Below are 16,674 nucleotides of genomic sequence, written 5' to 3'. Positions count from 1 at the left end.
GATTATGACGGCTGCGAACCAGGCTGGCGAAGGCCGATCGATCGCGCTCTTGGTGGTGGCGGGTTTACCCGCGAAGTGGGCCACTGCAAAAGAGTGCTTATGCCCGCGGATCGAACGCCTCGCGCAGCGCATCGCCAATGAATACCAGCAACGACAGGGTCAGCGCCAAGGCGAAGAATGCAGTAAAACCCAGCCATGGCGCTTCCAGATGCTGCTTGCCCTGTGTCACCAGTTCACCTAGCGAGGCGCTGCCCGCAGGCATCCCGAAGCCAAGAAAATCCAGGGCGGTGAGGGTGGTGATGGCCCCGGTGAGCATGAACGGCACGTAGGTCAGGGTGGCCGTCATCGCGTTGGGCAGGATATGCCGCAACATCACTTGCCCGTCCGGCAAACCCAGGGCTCGCGCGGCCTTGACGTACTCCAGGTTGCGCCCGCGCAGGAATTCGGCGCGCACCACATCCACCAAGGTCAGCCAGGAAAACAGCGCCATGATCCCCAGCAGCCACCAGAAATCCGGCTCGACGAAACCGCTGAGGATGATCAACAGGTAAAGCACCGGCAACCCCGACCAGACCTCCAGCAACCGCTGGCCCAGAAGGTCCACCCAGCCCCCGTAGTACCCCTGCACGGCGCCTGCGGCAACGCCGATCAGCACACTGAGCACCGTTAAGGCGAAGGCGAACAACAGCGATACCCTTGTGCCATACAGCACCCGCGCCAGCACATCCCGCCCCTGATCGTCGGTGCCTAGCCAGTTGCTCGCGCTCGGCGGGCTGGGGGTGGGCACCTGTAAATCGTAGTTGGGCGTATCGGCGCTGAAGGGGATCGGCGCGAACAGCATCCAGCCACCCTGGCTTTCGATCAACTGGCGTACGTAAGCACTGCGGTAATCGGGCTGGAAGGGCAGCTGGCCGCCGAACTGCTGCTCGGTGTAGCGCTTGAGCGCCGGCGTATACAGCTCGCCCTTGTAGGAGAGCAGCAGCGGTTTATCGTTGGCCACCAGTTCCGCGCCCAGGCTGAGCACGAGGATCCCGGCGAACAGCCACAGTGAGAACCAACCCAGGCGATTGCGCCGGAAACAGCGCCAACGGCGCAGCGCGACGGGTGAGAACATCAGCGGCCCCTCGCGTCGAAATCGATGCGAGGATCGAGCACCGTATAGCTCAGGTCGCCAATCAGGCGGATCAACAGGCCCGCGAGGGTGAAGATGAACAGGGTGCCGAACACCACCGGGTAATCCCGCGAAACGGCAGCCTCATAGCTTAGCCGCCCGAGGCCATCGAGGGAGAAGATCACCTCGATCAGCAAGGAGCCTGCGAAGAACACCGTGATCAACGCCTGGGGCAGCCCAGCCAGCACCAACAGCATGGCATTGCGCAGCACATGGCCGTACAGCACGCGGCGCTCGCTCAGGCCCTTGGCCCGGGCGGTGACCACGTACTGGCGGGAGACTTCGTCGAGAAAGGCGTTCTTGGTCAACAGGGTGAGGGTGGCGAAACCGCCGATCACCAGCGCGCTGACCGGCAGCACCAGGTGCCAGAAATAGTCGGCGACCTTGCCCAACAGGCTCAACTGGTCGAAGTTCTCCGAGACCAGCCCGCGCACCGGGAACCAGTTCAGTGAAGTGCCGCCTGCGAACAGCACGATCAACAGCAAGGCGAATAGGAATGAGGGCAGGGCATAGCCGATGACGATCAACGTGCTGCTCCAGGCATCGAAGCGGCTGCCATGGCGCACGGCCTTGCGAATGCCCAGCGGGATCGACACCAGGTAGGTGATCAGGGTGGCCCACAAGCCCAGCGACACGGTCACCGGCAGCTTGTCGAGGATCAGGTCGGTAACCTTGGCACCGCGGAAGAAACTCTGGCCGAAGTCCAGCCTGGCGTATTGGCCGAGCATCAGCCACAGGCGTTCAGGGGCCGACTTGTCGAAGCCGTACTGGCGTTTGATCTCTTCGATGAGTTTGGGGTCCAGCCCCCGGCTTGCGCGGGACTCGCCGCGCACCGTCTCGACCCGCGCCCCCGGTGCGCCGCCGCCGATGCCTTGCAGGCGCGCCACGGCCTGTTCCACCGGCCCGCCAGGAGCGGCCTGGACGATCGCGAAGTTGACCAGCAGGATCGCCAGCAAGGTCGGGATGATGAGCAACAGGCGCCGCAGGATATAGGCGGTCATGGCATGGCCTTCTTGTGTTCGGCCATCTGTGCGTTGGTCAGCGGCGTCGGGCTGATCTCCCACCAGGTGTCCAGGCCTTCGTCATAGGTCGCCTGGACCTTGGGCAGACCGAAGCGGTTCCACCACACAGTCGAGCTGCCTGGTGGGTAGTAATTGGGGATCCAGTAGTAGTTCCATTGCAGCACCCGGTCCAGGGCATGGGCGTGGCGCAGCATGTCGGGCTGGGTCTCGGCGCGTACCAGGCCGTCGAGCAGTGCGTCCACGGCCGGGTCGCGCAACACCATGAAGTTGTTCGAGCCGGGGTCCTCGGCCGAGGCCGAGCCGAAGTAGTTGTACAACTCGCTGCCGGGGGAAAGGGTCACCGGGTAACCGGTAACGATCATGTCGTAGTCGCGGGCCATCAGGCGGTTGACGTACTGGGCCGAATCGACATTGCGGATATTCAGGGTGATGCCGATCTGCGCCAGATTGCGCTTCCAGGGCAGCAACAGGCGTTCGAGCCCCGACTGGCCATTGAGGAAGGTGAAGCTCAGCGGTTCGCCCTGGGCATTGACCAGCCGATCGCCCTCGGGGCGCCAGCCAGCGGCTTGGAGCAAGGCCAAGGCTTGCAATTGCTGGGTGCGGATGATGCCCGATCCGTCGGTCACCGGTGCGGTGTAGACCTGGCTGAAGACTTCATCCGGCACTTGGCCGCGAAGCGGTTCGAGCAGTTTGAGCTCCTGGGCGTCGGGCAAGGCGCGCGCGGCCAGCGGCGTGTTGGAAAACACGCTTTGCTGGCGAATGTACAGGTTGCGCATCATCTGCCGGTTGCTCCATTCGAAGTCCCAGAGCATGGCCAGTGCCTGGCGTACGCGCCGATCCTGGAACACCGGCTGCTTGAGGTTGAACACGAAGCCCTGGGCCGTCTGCGGCTTGGACGGGCCCAGGTGGGCGCGCTGCAGGCGGCCATCGTTCAGCGCATCGCCCTGGTAGCCCAGGGTGAAGGCCGTGGCGGAGAACTCGCGGTTGTAGTCGAATCCGCCACCGCGCAACACCTGACGGGCGACCTCGGTGTCGCCGAAGTACTCGATGCGGATACGGTCGAAATTGTAGCGGCCTCGGCTGGCCGGCAGATTGGCCGCCCACCAGGTGGGGTCGCGCTCGAAGGTGATACTGCGGCCGTTGTCGATCTGCCCGATGCGGTAGGGCCCGCTGCCGATGGGTTTGTCGAAGCCGGCGCCGTTGGCGAAATCGCGGTGCTGCCAGTCGTGCTCGGGCAGCACCGGTAGGGTGGCCAGGTCCAGGGCCAGGGTGCGGCCATGGGGCCGTTTGAAGTCGAAGCGCACCTGCCGCGGGCCTTCTACCGTGACCTTCGTGACGTCGGCGAACTGGGTGCGATAGCGCAGGCTGCCTTTGTTCATCAGCAGCTCGAAGGTGAAGCGCACGTCCTCGGCGCGCGCCGGTTTGCCATCGGCGAACGTGGCACGGGGGTCGAGTTCGAACCGCAGCCAGGCGTCGTCAGGACCACGCTCCATGCGCCGGGCAATCAAGCCATAGACGGTATAGGGCTCGTCGAAGGAGCGCTCCGCCAGAGGTGCATACAGCCAGCCATCGACCTCGCTGACGCCGATGCCTTTGTCGATGTACGGCAGGATATGGTCGAACTGCCCGATCTCCAGGGCTGAACGCCGCAGGCTGCCACCCTTGGGGGCGTCGGGGTTGACGTAGTCGAAGTGACGGAAGGCTTGGGGGTAGCGCGGGGCTTCGCCGTAGGCGGTGAGCGCGTGGGTGGGGGCGGCATGGGCTGTAAGCGTCAGGCATAGCATCAACAGACCTAACACGTACTGTGGGAGCGGGCTTGCCCGCGAATGCGTCCGTTCTGGCAACAGGGTTGCTGGCAGGACGGCATTCGCGGGTGAACCCGCTCCCACAGAGGGCATCACCGGGACCGAGGGCTCAGTCCTGACGGCTGGTCACTTCCAGCAGGTGATAACCGAACTGGGTCTTGACCGGGCCTTGCACGGTGTTGACCGGGGCGCTGAAGACGACGGTGTCGAATTCCTTGACCATCTGGCCTGGGCCGAACGAGCCCAGGTCGCCACCTTGGCGGCTGGACGGGCAGGTGGAGTTGGCCTTGGCGACTTCGGCGAAGTCGGCACCAGCTTCGATCTGTGCTTTGAGTTCGTTGCACTTTTCGAGGCTGCTGACCAGGATGTGGCGGGCGGTGGCACGGGCCATGGGGGACTACTCCTAGGGTGAAAAAAGCAAGCCTAGCGCACTTGTTCGGCAAATGTCTCGCCAGGCTTGCCGCGCCTGTCACAAACGCTCGGCCGCCCGGCGCAGCAGCGCCTCGGTCGAATCCCAACCCAGGCAGCCATCGGTGATCGACACGCCGTACTTGAGCGGGCCCTTGCCCAGGGCCTGGCAGCCATCGTACAGGTGGCCTTCGAGCATCATGCCGATGATCGCCCGGTCGCCTTGCAGGCGTTGCTGCAACACCTCTTCGAAGACCGCAGGCTGGCGGGCGGGGTCCTTGCCACTGTTGGCGTGGCTGCAGTCGACCATGACGCGCCCGGTCAGGCCAACCTTGGTCAGGCCTTGGCGTGCCTGGGCGATGCTTGCCGCATCGTAGTTCGGCCCTTGGTGGCCACCGCGCAGTACCAGGTGGGTGTCGGCGTTGCCCAGGGTTTCGATGATCGCCGGGTAGCCTTGGGCGTCCATGCCGAAGTGGCGGTGCGGATGAGCGGCGCTGCGCATGGCGTCGCAGGCGATGCCCACGCCACCGTCGGTGCCATTCTTGAAGCCCACGGGAAGCTCCAGGCCACTGACCATTTCACGGTGAATCTGTGATTCGGTGGTGCGTGCACCGATGGCGGCCCAGCTCAGCAGGTCGTCGAAGTAGCCGGCGGCCATGGGCTGCAGCAATTCGGTGGCGATCGGCAGGCCGCGCTCGATCATGTTCAGCATCAGCCCGCGAGAGAGTGCGATACCGCCGTGCATGTCATCGCTGCCGTCCAGGTGCGGATCGTAGGCAAGGCCTTTCCAGCCGACGGTGGTACGGGGTTTCTCGACATAGGCGCGCATCACCAGGAGCAGCTTGTCATCGACTTCGCGGCTGAGGGCGGCCAGGCGGTCGGCGTATTCGAGGGCCGAGCGTGGGTCGTGGATCGAGCAGGGGCCGACGATCACCAGCAGACGCGGGTCGAGGCCTTCAAGGATGGCGCGCACGGCTTGGCGATGTTGCTGGACTTGCAGGGCGAGGGCAGTGCTGAGCGGCATCTGCTGCTTGAGCAGGTGCGGACTGGGCAGACGCTGGCTGACGGCGGTGTTGGCAGCCTGGGGTTGGGTCAGGGGCAGGGCGAGGTTCGACGATTGCATGGCGTTTTTCCCTGGGCGGACGGCGGGTTCAGGCCCGCGTGGTCGGCCCTATCGAGGTGTTCGACAGATATTCGGTTTATGACTGCGTGCAGCATTGCCACCAGTGGACGACCGAACGGAGGCGGCAGGCTGGCCCGAACGGGATTGGCTAAATCGCCAGGCGTAGGAGTCTGCGTAGTAATAAGCGATGGTGTTCATGTCTGTTTCCTCAATGTGAATCGGTGTTTTCTAGAAGCCTTGAAAAGCAAAACCCCCGGTCGGGGAGCCGACCGGGGGTTTGAGTATTCTCGTGTTCGGCGGCCCCTCGAAGGTGGGCGCCGTGTGGGTATCAGCGGCGCCTAGTGGCTAAACCAATACCCAAAATAAAAGCTGGCAACGGCCTGGCAGCCAGCAACGGCCAGCACAGGGCGCGCGGTGCGACCGGTGTGGTTGGCGTGGTTGCGGATGCTGTGGGACATAGTGCTCTCCAGTGAATGAGCCCGAGCTTACTGCACCTTCAACGCAGTGTTCAATGGGTAATTGCTATGGCTTCGATCACTTTTGGAATCACGGGCGAGCAAGACAGCACTCTGTTCGCGGGTGAACCCGCCCACAGGTACAGCGGCGGTCTTCGCAAGCGCCGCTGTACCTGTGGGTCTACCCGCGAATGGGCCCCAGGGAGTCAAAGGGGGTAGTGCTTGAGCTCGCGCGCGATCAGCATGCGCTGGATCTCGCTCGACCCTTCGTAGATCTGGGTGATACGCGCATCGCGGTAATAGCGCTCCACCGGGTAGTCCTCCAGGTAGCCGTAGCCGCCATGCACCTGGATGGCCATCGAGCACACCCGCTCGGCCATTTCCGAGGCGAACAGCTTGGCCTGGGATGCCTCGGACAGGCACGGCTTGCCGGCAGTGCGCAGGCGTGCAGCGTGGAGGATCAACAAGCGGGTGGCGTTGATCTGTACCTGCATGTCCGCCAGCAGGTTGGCGATGCTCTGGTGTTCGTTGATCGGCTTGCCGAACTGCACGCGATCACGCGAATAGGCCAGGGCCGCTTCGAATGCCGCTCGGGCGATGCCCAAGGCCTGGGCGGCGATGCCGATGCGGCCGCCTTCGAGGTTGGACAGCGCGATCGCCAGGCCTTTGCCCCGTTCGCCCAGCAGGTTGGCGGCGGGGATGCGGCAGTTGTCGAGGGTCACCGCGCAGGTGTCGGAGGCGCGGATGCCCATCTTGTGTTCGCTGCGGTCGACCTTGAACCCAGGGTTGTCGGTCGGCACCAGGAAAGCCGACAGGCCTTTCTTGCCAGCTTCCGGGTCGGTCACCGCAAAAACGATGGCCAGCCCCGCGCGGCGAGCATTGCTGACGAACTGCTTGGCACCGTTGATGACCCAGTGCCCGTCGACCAGTTCCGCGCGGGTGCGTAGGTTGTGGGCTTCGGAGCCGGCCTGGGGTTCGGTCAGGCAGAAGCAGCCGATCACCTCGCCGCTGGCCAGACGCGGCAGCCAGGTCTGTTGCTGTTCGGACGTGCCATAGGCCAGCAGCGGGCCGCAGCCGACCGAGTTGTGGATGCTCATCATCGCGCCGGTGGCACCGTCGCCTGCGGCGATTTCTTCCACGGCCAGGGCATAGGCCACGTAGTCGGTGTAGCTGCCGCCGAAGTCCTCGGGTACCACCATGCCGAGCAGGCCCAGTTCGCCCATCTTGCGCACCACGGCGTCATCGATCCAGGCTGCCTTTTCCCAGGCCTGGGCATGGGGTGCGATCTCGCCACGGGCAAAGTCCCGGGCCATGTCGCGGATCATGATCTGCTCTTCGCTCAGTTCCAGGTCTTGCATCTGTGTACTCCCCGGCTCACAGGCCTTCGAAGAATTGGTTCACTCGCTTGGGATCGAGTCCGCTCAAGGTCGGTGGGTTCCAGCGCGGCTGCTTGTCCTTGTCGATGATCAGGGCGCGCACGCCCTCGATGATGTCGCCGTACTCGAACCACTGGCGATCCAGGTGCAGCTCCATCGCGAAGCAGTCCTCCAGGCTCAGGTGACGGCCGCGGCGTAGCATCTCCAATGTAACCGCCATGGCCAGCGGCGAGCGGCTTTCCAGCTGGTCGGCGGTGGCCAGCGCCCATTGGTGGCTGTCGCCGATGCTCACGGTGCGCAGCTGTTCGAGCATGCTGGGCACATCGGGCAAGGCAAAGAAATGGTCGATCACCGGGCGCAGGTGGGCCAGCGGGGCGTCGTCCAGCGTCTGGGTGCCGAGCTTGGCCAGCAGGCCCTGGAGGTCCTTGAGTGGGTGGTCGCCGAATGCCAGCTTGTCCAGACCGGCGTCCAGGGCCGCGATCTTGTCGCTCTCCAGGTACCAGTCCGCCAGGCCGCAGTAGAGCGCGTCGGCAGCTTTGATCTGCACGCCGCTCACGCCCAGATAAGTGCCCAGCTCACCTGGGACTCGCGACAGGAAGTGACTGCCGCCAACGTCCGGGAAGTAACCAATGGCCACCTCCGGCATGCCCAGGCGGCTGCGCTCGGTGACCACGCGCATGTCGGCGCCCTGGGCCAGGCCCATGCCTCCGCCGAGGGTGAAGCCGTCCATCAGTACCATCACGGGCTTGCGGTAGTGGTGGATGCACAGGTCCAGGGCGTATTCCTCGACAAAGAAGTCGCGGTGCAGGTTGTTGCCAGCCTTGTAGCTGTCGTGCAGCGAGCGGATGTCGCCACCGGCGCAGAACCCTTTGGGCCCCTCGCCACGCAGCACCACGGCATGGACCTGCGGATCGTCCGCCCACTGGTCCAGGTGGTGTTGCAGGCTACGCACCATGTCGAGGGTGAGGGCGTTGAGGCCGGCGGGGCGATTGAGGGTCAGGTGGCCGACGTGATTGCGGATATCGGCCAGAACGTGGGCCTCGGAATGAGCGTGCGCGGTCATGATCGCGGTCTCCCTGCTTTGTTATTGATTTTCCAAGTGAAGTCTGGAAGTTGCGCTGGAGGATCGCAGGATCCTGTCATGCGAATATGCCATGCACAATCGGTAAATCTGCAGTGCGTTTCTGCATTTTTGCCTGGCGCGCGGCTTCCAGGGCCGCTCGGTCATCTTCGCGGGGCAGGCTCAGTCACCGGTTGCCCGGCCCGAGACGCTGCCGGCGGCCTCGGTTTGCGGGCGTGCGCGGCTGACCCACCAGCCGAACACGGCGGCGGTGAAGAACATGATCAGGCTGTAGAGCGCCGCGGGCACGGCCATGGTCGGGTTGTTGAGCAGCGACGGGCTCAGCGCCAGGGCAATGGCCAGGGTGCCGTTATGGATGCCGATCTCCATGCCGATCGCAATCGCCTGGCGCCGGGGAATGCTCAGAAGGCGCGGCACCCAATAGCCCACGCCGAGGCTCAGCAGGTTGAACAGCAGCGCTGCGCCGCCGACCACCGGGGCGTACAGGACCACCGTCTGCCAGTCCTTTGCCAGGGCCAGCGCAATGGTGAAGGCCAGAAACAGCGCTGCTACCAGCTTCATGGGCTTTTCCATGCGTGTGGCGAACGCAGGCGATGCGCGCCGGATCAGCATGCCCAGCGCCACCGGCAGCAGGACGATGGCGAATACCTGCATGACCTTGGCGAATTGCAGGGGAATGGCTTGGTCCGAGGCCATGAACCACGCCAGCGACAGGTTCACCAGCAGCGGCATGGTCAGGATGGCGATCAGCGAGTTGACCGCTGTAAGGGTGATGTTCAGCGCCACATCGCCATGGGCCAGGTGGCTGAACAGGTTGGCCGTGGTTCCGCCCGGGGAGGCGGCCAGCAGCATCAGGCCCACCGCCAGGGCCGACTCCAGGCCCAAGCCATTAGCGATCAAAAAACACACCAGCGGCAGCAGCACGATCTGGCAGGCCAGGCCGATGATCACGGGTCTTGGGTACTTCACCACCCGGGTGAAATCGGCCAGGGTCAACGACAACCCCAGGCCCAGCATGATGATCCCCAAGGCAATGGGCAGGACGGCGGTAAGCAATGGCGAGGCGGTCATGGCGGCATTCCTTTGGCAAGTTCAAAGCAGTCTAGCCACAAGTTGGCGTCAGCCCTGTGGCAGAGCCATGGGTTTTTGCCGAGTCGATTTGTCGCTTGAAGCTTGCCGCCTGCGCCTCTAGCATGCCCGTTTTTACCGAGGATTAGCCCCCTATGCCATTCCAGCAAGGTCTGCTCGCCAAACCCGTGCCGGCCCATGCCCGTCACCTGTTCTTCTCCCTGCAATCGGTCGAGGCGCTGCCCGCCGTGCTGGACGCCTTGCTGCCGCAGGTCGATGGCCAGAGCCTGATCCTTGGCGTAGGTGCCCCGCTGGTCAAAGCGTTGGGCCGCGACGTACCGGGCCTGCGGGCGTTCCCGCAGTTGGATGCCGTGGTGGAAAACCCCAGCACCCAGCACGCCCTGTGGCTGTGGCTGCGTGGCGAGGAGCGTGGTGAGCTGCTCCTCCAGGCTCAGGCCCTGGAACAGCTGCTGGCCCCGGCGCTGCGCCTGGTGGACAACGTCGACGGTTTCCTGCACCGCGGTGGTCACGACCTGAGCGGCTATGAGGACGGCACCGAGAACCCGGTGGACGACGACGCGATCGAGGCAGCCATCGTCGCTGGCGAGCAGGCTGGCCTGGCTGGCTCCAGCTTCGCGGCATTCCAGCTGTGGAAGCACGACCTGAACTACTTCAAGTCGCTGCCTCAGGTTGAGCAGGACAACATCATCGGCCGTCGCCTGAGCGACAACGAAGAGCTGGAGGACGCACCAGCCTCGGCCCACGTCAAGCGCACGGCCCAGGAAAGCTTCGCTCCCGAGGCCTTCGTCGTGCGTCGCTCCGTGGCCTGGGCCGACGAGCGCGGCGCAGGCCTTGCCTTCGTGGCCCTGGGCCATTCACTGGATGCCTTCGAAGTGCAACTGCGGCGCATGAGCGGGTTGGAGGACGGCATCATCGATGGCCTGTACCGCTTCAGCCGCCCGCTGACCGGTGGCTATTACTGGTGCCCGCCAATGGGCGAAGCCGGCGTGGATGTGAGCCTGCTGCTGGGCTGATGGAGCTGGTTGATGGGGCTGCTTTGCAGCCCTCTGGCTCCTTGCCTCAGAACGGCACCGCGACAGTCAATTGGCTGTAGACGTTGGTGCCGTTGCCGCCCACCTGGTTGCCGCCGTTGCTCTCATCCTTGCGTGGCTTGTACAGGCCCACCAGCGGGCTGATGATCAGATGGTCATTGACCGCCCATTCCAGGTACAGGTCCAGCTCCTGGGCATCCAGGTTCAGGGTGTCGCGCGTGCGCACGGTATCGAAGTCGAAGAACAGCGCACCAACGGTCAGGTCCTCACGGGGCGTGGCCTTGAACCCGACGTGATGGACACCGGTGTTGCTGTTGAACGGCCCGGCATAGTTGCCGGCCACCTCACCCATCACCCACGTGCCATAACCGCTGGAAAAACCGGTGAACAACGGGTCCCAGTTGTCGGAGTAGCGGGTGTAGCGGTAGGTCAGCTTCGGCGCCCAGGCAAGGTCGGCGAAGGTGTAGCCCGCTTCCAGGTACCAGGCCTGTTCCGGCCCGCCGCGTTTGTCCTGCCAGGCGTATTCGAAGGCGAAACTGGCGTTCTTGACACCGGCATCGCCTTCGCCACGCACGCTGTAGACGTCCATGCCTTCACGGGCCTTCTGGAACTCACTGGCCCACTGGTCGGTGACGTCGATGCCGTGGATCCAGGTCAGCCCCAGGGTGCCCAGGGCGTGGGTGTAGTCCAGGGTGCCGGCGGCAAGTTCGGTCTCGGCCTGGGCGCGGTTGTCCGACTTGAGCCACAGCACGCTGCCGTGCAGGCCGTCCTGGCCGCCCAGGCGCAGCATGGCGGTGCGGTCGAAGGCATGGCGAGCGCCGAGGTAGAAGCCGCCGCCGCGATTGAGCGCACCGTCGGCCGGCCCTTTGCCCAGGTTGGGGCCGTCATCGTTGATCAGAAAGCCACTGCCCAGATGGATCACCTGGCGTCCGCCGGAAATATCCACGCCATCTTTGCCCAACAGCGGGAACAGGTCGCCTGAGCGCCAGCCCAGGTAGGCATCCTCGATCTTGGTGGTGCGCTCGGAACCGTCCTGGTTGCCGCCCGCATCGCCATCGCCCCAGGCCCCGGAGCTGACCCAGTTCAGCGCGCCATACAGGCTGCCGTTGCCGGCCAGCCCCTGGTCGCCACTGACCCCATACTTGATGAACCCTTCGCGCCAGGTGGAGCCCCCAGGCGTGCCGTCGTAGTTCTTGTGGCTGTTGAACATGCCCCACACCGCCAGCATGTCGGCGTTGAAGTGAGTGTCTTCGTCGGCGTACAGCTCATAGGCGACGGCCGCCTGGCTGGTGCCCAGCAGGGTAAGGACCAGCGCGCCGGCGAGGGCGGAGCGATGTGCGGTGAAAAGCATTGGCGTTCCTCGTTTCTTTTTTTTGGTGTTGTGGAGGCAAAGCGGTCGGTGTGAGCCGACAACGCGGTATTAGTGCGTGGATGCAAGGTGCGGGTCTTGCCCATGGCTGCCAGGTCGCTTGCACCTGGCAGCCAATTCACGGCGCCTAGGTCGCCTGGGTTTCCGGCAGCGTCGCACCACCGTTCACGACCAAGGTCTGGCCGGTGATGTAGCTGGCCGCGTCGCTGGCCAGGAACACCATCGCCGCCGCGATATCACCCGGCTCGCCCAGCCGGCCCAGGGGTACGCCCTGGGCGATGCGCTGGTTGAGGGCGGGGTCGCCGAGGTTGTCCATGGCGGGTGTGCGAATCATGCCCGGCTCGACCCCGTTGACCCGCACCCCCAAAGGCGCAAGCTCCAGCGCCGCGTTGCGAATGAAGCCGTTGACTCCGGCCTTGGACGCCGCGTAGTGGCACAGCCCTGGGTATGCCACCCGGGGGCCGGTGACCGATGAGGTCGCCAGCACGCAGCCCTGACCCTGGCGGCGAAACAACGGCAACGCGCCCTGGGTCAGCCAGAACAGCGCCTCAAGGTTGACCGCCAACGTGCGTTGCAACAGCACAGGGTCGATGTCGGCAAAGGCGGTGAGCGGGAAGAACGCTGCGTTGTGCACCAGCACATCGAGGCGATCCAGCCCGGCCAGCAGGGCCCGGATCGCCTGGGCATCGGCCAGGTCGATGGCCACGGCCCCCACATCGCGGCCTCGGGCGCGCAGGCTGTCGACCAGCGCGTCGGCAGGTGCCTGGTCGAGGATCAGGACCTGGGCGCCGCTCGCTGCGAATGCCTCCACGATGGCCTGGCCGATCCCTTGTGCGCCGCCGGTGACCAGCACGCGTTGCCCAGTGAAGTCATGGCGGACCGTCATGGCTGGTCTCCCAGTTGCGCATAGGCGAGGGTCGGCACGTCGACGATGGTCGAGCCCCCGTCGGCGGCAATCACTGCCCCGGTGATGATGCTGGCCTCGTCGCTGAGCAGGAACCTGCACACCGTCGCGATTTCCTCGGCGCTGGCCGGACGCCGCAGGGGGACGTCGGCGGTCACGCGGCGGTAGGCGGCTTCCAGATCCTCACCGTGATGGTCCATCAGCACTTGCATCTCCTGGTCGGCCATGGGCGTGCGCACCCAGCCTGGGCACAGGCAATTCACGCGCACCCCTTCTGGCCCGTAGTCGCGGGCCAGGGAGCGGGTCAGGCCGATCAGGGCATGCTTGGCGGTGGTATAGCCGCACACCGCCGGCCCGGCTGCCAGGGCGGCGATGGAGCCGAGCAGTACCAGGCTGCCACGGCGCTCGCGCAACAGCGGCAGGCAGGCGCGGGCCGTGTGGAAGGCGCTGTCCAGGTTGCTGCGCAGGGCGGCCTGCCAGCTCTCATCGGACGTCTGGCAGGCGGTGCCCAGGCCGTGGCCGCCGGCGCTCGCGATCACCCCGTCCAAGCCACCGCAATGGGCCCGGATCTGTTCGACCAGACCCGGCCAGGTGGCACTGTCGGCCACATCGGCGGCCAGCACCAGGCCGCCGGTGTCCTGTGCCACACGTTCCAGGGCAGCCCGGCGGCGGCCCACCAGCACGGTGCGCCAGCCTTGGGCGGCCAGCAGCCGCGCGCAGGCCTCGCCGATGCCGCTGCCGGCCCCGGTGATGAGTACGCTGCCGGTCACAGGTCGTACTCCGTGCGGTTGAGCACGCTGCAGTGGGACGACACCGGGAAGTTAGACAGCCCATCGAAGTCCGCGCCTTGGTAGCCGAAGATCTTGCCGTCGCTGCGGTGCTGTTGCAGGTCGATCATCACCAGGCCCAGGGTCGGCACGATCTTCTCGCGCCAGACGAACAGGTACAGCTGTTCGGCGATCTTGTAGTAGTGGGCGCGGTCGGTATCGCACAGGCCCTGTTCGACGCCTTTGAGGCACTGCCAGCTGTAGTAGCGCTCGTTCAGATAAATGTGCTCGTACTCTTCGGTGGGGCTGTAGCGGTAGCGGTTGCGCAAACCCACCAGCTCCTGGGTCGGTGCGTGAGGGCAGGCGCCGTCCTGCCAGGGGCGGTTCAGGCTGCCGTGATGGAAGTGCGCCTGCACATCGGTCAGTGGCTCGCCGGCCAAGGCGCGGGCAAACAGCCCCCGCTCGACCTGGGAGGCCTCGGGCAGGCGGCCGAGCACGGCGGTGAACGATTGGCTGAGGGTGTCCAGCACCAGGGAAATCGACCAGGCCTTGCCGGCCTCGTGTTTGATGAAATCGACCAGGTAGATGCCCGGGCGCACCGAGGTCGCCCGGTACGGCGCGCTGCCGGCGCTGTGTCCATCGGCAGCCTGCCAGTGCAGGGCTTCGGCCTCGAAACGGTGCTCGATGATCCAGCCATTGGCGAAATGCAGGGTCAAGGTGCGCCCGGCCAGGTCCGCCAGCTGAGGCAGAATGAATGCCTCGGGGGCGAAACCTTCGGCAAGGGCGCCCACGGTGATCCAGTCGGTTGGGTTCGGCATGTCGGTAACTCCTGTGATTGTGGAGTCCACAGGGTGCCGGGATGCGCCGGGGCGCGGTATCAACCGGATGGTTGAGTCACAGGTACAACGTACTGACCAGCTCGGTGCGATTGCTCACGCCCAACTTGCGGAACAGGTTGATCAGGTGCGTCTTGATGGTGGGCAGGCCGATGGCCAGGGCGCGGGCGATGTCCTTGTTGCTGGCCCCGTCGCGCAGCAGTTCGGCGATCTGCCGTTCGCGGGGGGTCAGCTCCTGGTTGGCGAGCGGCTTGGGCGCCGTCGAGGGCTGGCTGGCCACGGCCAGTTGCATCAGGCCGTGCAAAGGGAGCAGGCGGTCGAGTTCCTCGCCGCGGAATTCGCCCAGGCCTGCACAGCGTAGCAACGACACCCCGGCCAGGGGGCGGCCACCGACCTGGGCAATGATCTCCACCACGTCGACGACCTGATGGCGTTGCAAGAATCCCCGGTAGGCCTGGCCCTGGGCCGGAGGCAAATGCGCAAGCCCCTGGCGCAGGGACACCACCGGGCGCCCCAGCGCCAGGCAGCGCCCGGGCTGCAGCGGGTCGTACTCCCGGTAGTGCTCCAGATAGCGTCGGTGCATCGGCAGTTGCATGTCCTGCAGCAGGAAGTCGCAGGCCTGCTGCTGGCTGTCGATGCGATAGAACGCTGCCAGGGACGCCGGTACCTGCTGGCTGAACGCCTGCAGGCAATAGCGGCCCAGGGCATCGTCGCAGACCGCGGCCCGTGCGCTCATGGTCGCGGCCCTCAGTAGCGGATCATCACGGATTTGAGTTCGGTGAAGTCGTCGATGAAGGCCGAGCCGAACTCCCGGCCAATACCCGAGGCCTTGATGCCGCCGAACGGCACGGCGGGGTCGAGGAGGGTATGCATGTTCACCCATAGGGTGCCGGCCTGGATCTCGGGGATCATACGCATGGCCTTGGCCAGGTCGTTGGTCCACAGGCTGGCGCTGAGCCCGTAGGGGGTGGCGTTCATCAGGTGCAGGAGTTCGTCCTCGGTGTCGTAGGGCAGGAAGGTAGCCACCGGGCCGAAGGTTTCCTGGTTGAGCAGGGTGTCGCTGGGTGAGCGGGCCAGAATCACCGTGGGCTCGACGAAGCAGCCCGGGCCGTCGCCAATCTGGCCGCCATGGATGATCTGGCTGCCCTCGGCGCGGGCGGTGGCGAACAGCTCGCCCAACTTGCGCTGGTGTGGCTTGTTGGCCACGGGGCCGAACTGGGTGCTTTCGTCCAGTGGCGAGCCAATTTTCAATTGACCCAGGCGTTGGGACAGCGCCTCAAGCAAGGGGTCGATTCGCGAGCGGTGGACGTAGAAGCGCTCGCCGGCGGCGCAGATCTGCCCAGAATGCAGGAAGCCGGCCTCGATCACCCCTTCCACCGCCTTGTCGAGCGCGACATCGGGCAGGAACGCCACGGCATTCTTGCCGCCCAACTCCAGGGTCGCCCGGGTCAGCTTGGCGCCCATGGCCGTCTGGCCCACGGCAATGCCGGTGGGCACGGAGCCTGTGAACGACACCTTGTCGGTACCGGGGTGCTCCACCAAGGCCTTGCCCACCGAGCCACCGCCGGTCAGTACGTTCAGCGCGCCCGCTGGCAACCCGGCATCGCTGGCAAGCTCGGCGATCCGCAGCAGGGTCAATGGCGTGAACTCGCTGGGCTTGAGGATGATGCTGCAACCGGTGGTCAGGGCGGAGGCGAGCTTCCAGATGGCGATCATGGTGGCGAAATTCCACGGCACGATGCCCACCACCACACCGATCGGCTCGCGCAGGGTGTAGGCGCTGTAACGTTCGCCCGCGAAGGAGGGCAGGGACGGGGTGATGGTCTGGCCGGTGATCTTGGTCGCCCAGCCGGCGTAATAGCGCAAGAAGTGCGCGGCCTGTTCCACCTCGAAGGCGCGCGCGATGCCGATCAGCTTGCCGGACTGCAAGGTCTCCAGCTGTGCCAGTTCCTCACGGTTGGCCTCCAGCAGGTCGGCCAGGCGCAACAAGACTGCGGCACGTGCTGCGGGGCTGGTGCGCGACCAGGCGTGGAAGCCATCGCGCGATGATGCGACGGCGCGCTCGACATCGGCCTGGTTGGCGTCGGCCACCTGGGCGAGGGTTTCGCCGTTGGCCGGGTTGACCACGGCGATCCGCGTGGCCGATTGGCTGGCGACCGTTTCGCCATGGATGTACAGGCCATGGTCACGTGCCAGGAAGGCAGTGACCGAAGGCAGCAGAGAGATGTCGCTCATGG

General features: G+C 65.4%; 15 protein-coding genes. 1 reads left to right on the top strand and 14 read right to left on the bottom strand.

Features of this window, described 5'->3' with window-relative positions:
• Nucleotides 1–97 precede the first annotated feature (97 nt).
• The 8 genes from IEC33019_RS08565 to IEC33019_RS08530 all read right to left on the bottom strand — a co-directional run bounded on the left by IEC33019_RS08565 (nt 98) and on the right by IEC33019_RS08530 (nt 9,512).
• Nucleotides 98–1,114: an ABC transporter permease gene (locus IEC33019_RS08565; RefSeq protein ID WP_070092907.1), complete on the bottom strand. Its 1,017-nt coding sequence runs from the start codon at nt 1,112–1,114 to the stop codon at nt 98–100.
• Nucleotides 1,114–2,172, bottom strand: coding sequence for a microcin C ABC transporter permease YejB (locus tag IEC33019_RS08560; RefSeq protein ID WP_070092908.1), 1,059 nt, complete (start codon nt 2,170–2,172; stop codon nt 1,114–1,116). The genes IEC33019_RS08565 and IEC33019_RS08560 overlap by 1 nt, the downstream gene beginning before the upstream one ends.
• On the bottom strand, nt 2,169–4,091 hold the full coding sequence (locus tag IEC33019_RS08555; RefSeq protein WP_081337464.1) for an extracellular solute-binding protein: 1,923 nt from the start codon (nt 4,089–4,091) through the stop codon (nt 2,169–2,171). Before IEC33019_RS08555 ends, IEC33019_RS08560 begins: the two co-directional genes overlap by 4 nt.
• A 16-nt stretch (nt 4,092–4,107) precedes the next feature.
• Nucleotides 4,108–4,389, bottom strand: a complete 282-nt coding sequence (locus IEC33019_RS08550; RefSeq protein ID WP_043214523.1) for a peptidylprolyl isomerase — start codon at nt 4,387–4,389, stop codon at nt 4,108–4,110.
• Nucleotides 4,390–4,467: 78 nt separating this feature from the next.
• The gene (locus tag IEC33019_RS08545) at nt 4,468–5,529 is read right to left on the bottom strand and encodes a 3-deoxy-7-phosphoheptulonate synthase (protein ID WP_070092910.1); all 1,062 of its coding nucleotides are present in this window, start codon (nt 5,527–5,529) and stop codon (nt 4,468–4,470) included.
• A 661-nt stretch (nt 5,530–6,190) separates the two neighbouring features.
• Nucleotides 6,191–7,342: an acyl-CoA dehydrogenase family protein gene (locus IEC33019_RS08540; protein WP_070092911.1), complete on the bottom strand. Its 1,152-nt coding sequence runs from the start codon at nt 7,340–7,342 to the stop codon at nt 6,191–6,193.
• 16 nt (nt 7,343–7,358) lie between these two features.
• The gene (locus tag IEC33019_RS08535; RefSeq protein WP_070092912.1) at nt 7,359–8,423 is read right to left on the bottom strand and encodes an enoyl-CoA hydratase/isomerase family protein; all 1,065 of its coding nucleotides are present in this window, start codon (nt 8,421–8,423) and stop codon (nt 7,359–7,361) included.
• A gap of 180 nt (nt 8,424–8,603) precedes the next feature.
• Complete coding sequence (locus tag IEC33019_RS08530; RefSeq protein WP_099593327.1) at nt 8,604–9,512, bottom strand: bile acid:sodium symporter family protein; 909 nt, start codon at nt 9,510–9,512, stop codon at nt 8,604–8,606.
• A 152-nt stretch (nt 9,513–9,664) separates the two neighbouring features.
• Between IEC33019_RS08530 and IEC33019_RS08525 the strand changes: the two genes are divergently transcribed.
• Entirely contained in the window at nt 9,665–10,543 is an 879-nt protein-coding gene (locus IEC33019_RS08525) for a Dyp-type peroxidase (RefSeq protein WP_070092914.1), read from the top strand.
• A gap of 46 nt (nt 10,544–10,589) precedes the next feature.
• Here the strand turns inward: IEC33019_RS08525 and IEC33019_RS08520 are convergent, their stop codons facing one another.
• The 6 genes from IEC33019_RS08520 to IEC33019_RS08495 all read right to left on the bottom strand — a co-directional run bounded on the left by IEC33019_RS08520 (nt 10,590) and on the right by IEC33019_RS08495 (nt 16,672).
• Entirely contained in the window at nt 10,590–11,912 is a 1,323-nt protein-coding gene (locus IEC33019_RS08520; protein WP_070092915.1) for a hypothetical protein, read from the bottom strand.
• 145 nt (nt 11,913–12,057) lie between these two features.
• Nucleotides 12,058–12,816, bottom strand: coding sequence for an SDR family oxidoreductase (locus tag IEC33019_RS08515; protein WP_099593324.1), 759 nt, complete (start codon nt 12,814–12,816; stop codon nt 12,058–12,060).
• Nucleotides 12,813–13,604 (bottom strand): SDR family NAD(P)-dependent oxidoreductase, encoded by a 792-nt coding sequence (locus tag IEC33019_RS08510; protein WP_070092917.1) that lies wholly within the window; start codon nt 13,602–13,604, stop codon nt 12,813–12,815. Before IEC33019_RS08510 ends, IEC33019_RS08515 begins: the two co-directional genes overlap by 4 nt.
• The gene (locus IEC33019_RS08505; RefSeq protein ID WP_070092918.1) at nt 13,601–14,419 is read right to left on the bottom strand and encodes a molybdenum cofactor biosynthesis F family protein; all 819 of its coding nucleotides are present in this window, start codon (nt 14,417–14,419) and stop codon (nt 13,601–13,603) included. The genes IEC33019_RS08510 and IEC33019_RS08505 overlap by 4 nt, the downstream gene beginning before the upstream one ends.
• 76 nt (nt 14,420–14,495) lie before the next feature.
• The gene (locus tag IEC33019_RS08500) at nt 14,496–15,173 is read right to left on the bottom strand and encodes a helix-turn-helix transcriptional regulator (RefSeq protein WP_070092919.1); all 678 of its coding nucleotides are present in this window, start codon (nt 15,171–15,173) and stop codon (nt 14,496–14,498) included.
• Between the two features lie 11 nt (nt 15,174–15,184).
• Nucleotides 15,185–16,672 carry an aldehyde dehydrogenase family protein gene (locus IEC33019_RS08495; protein WP_070092920.1) on the bottom strand — a complete coding sequence of 496 codons (1,488 nt, stop codon included), beginning with the start codon at nt 16,670–16,672 and terminating at the stop codon, nt 15,185–15,187.
• Nucleotides 16,673–16,674 lie beyond the last annotated feature (2 nt).

The organism is Pseudomonas putida, from assembly GCF_002741075.1.
Lineage (GTDB): Bacteria > Pseudomonadota > Gammaproteobacteria > Pseudomonadales > Pseudomonadaceae > Aquipseudomonas > Aquipseudomonas putida_T.
The sequence above is the reverse complement of the archived record's forward strand: the minus strand, read 5'-3'. Positions and strand labels throughout refer to the sequence as shown.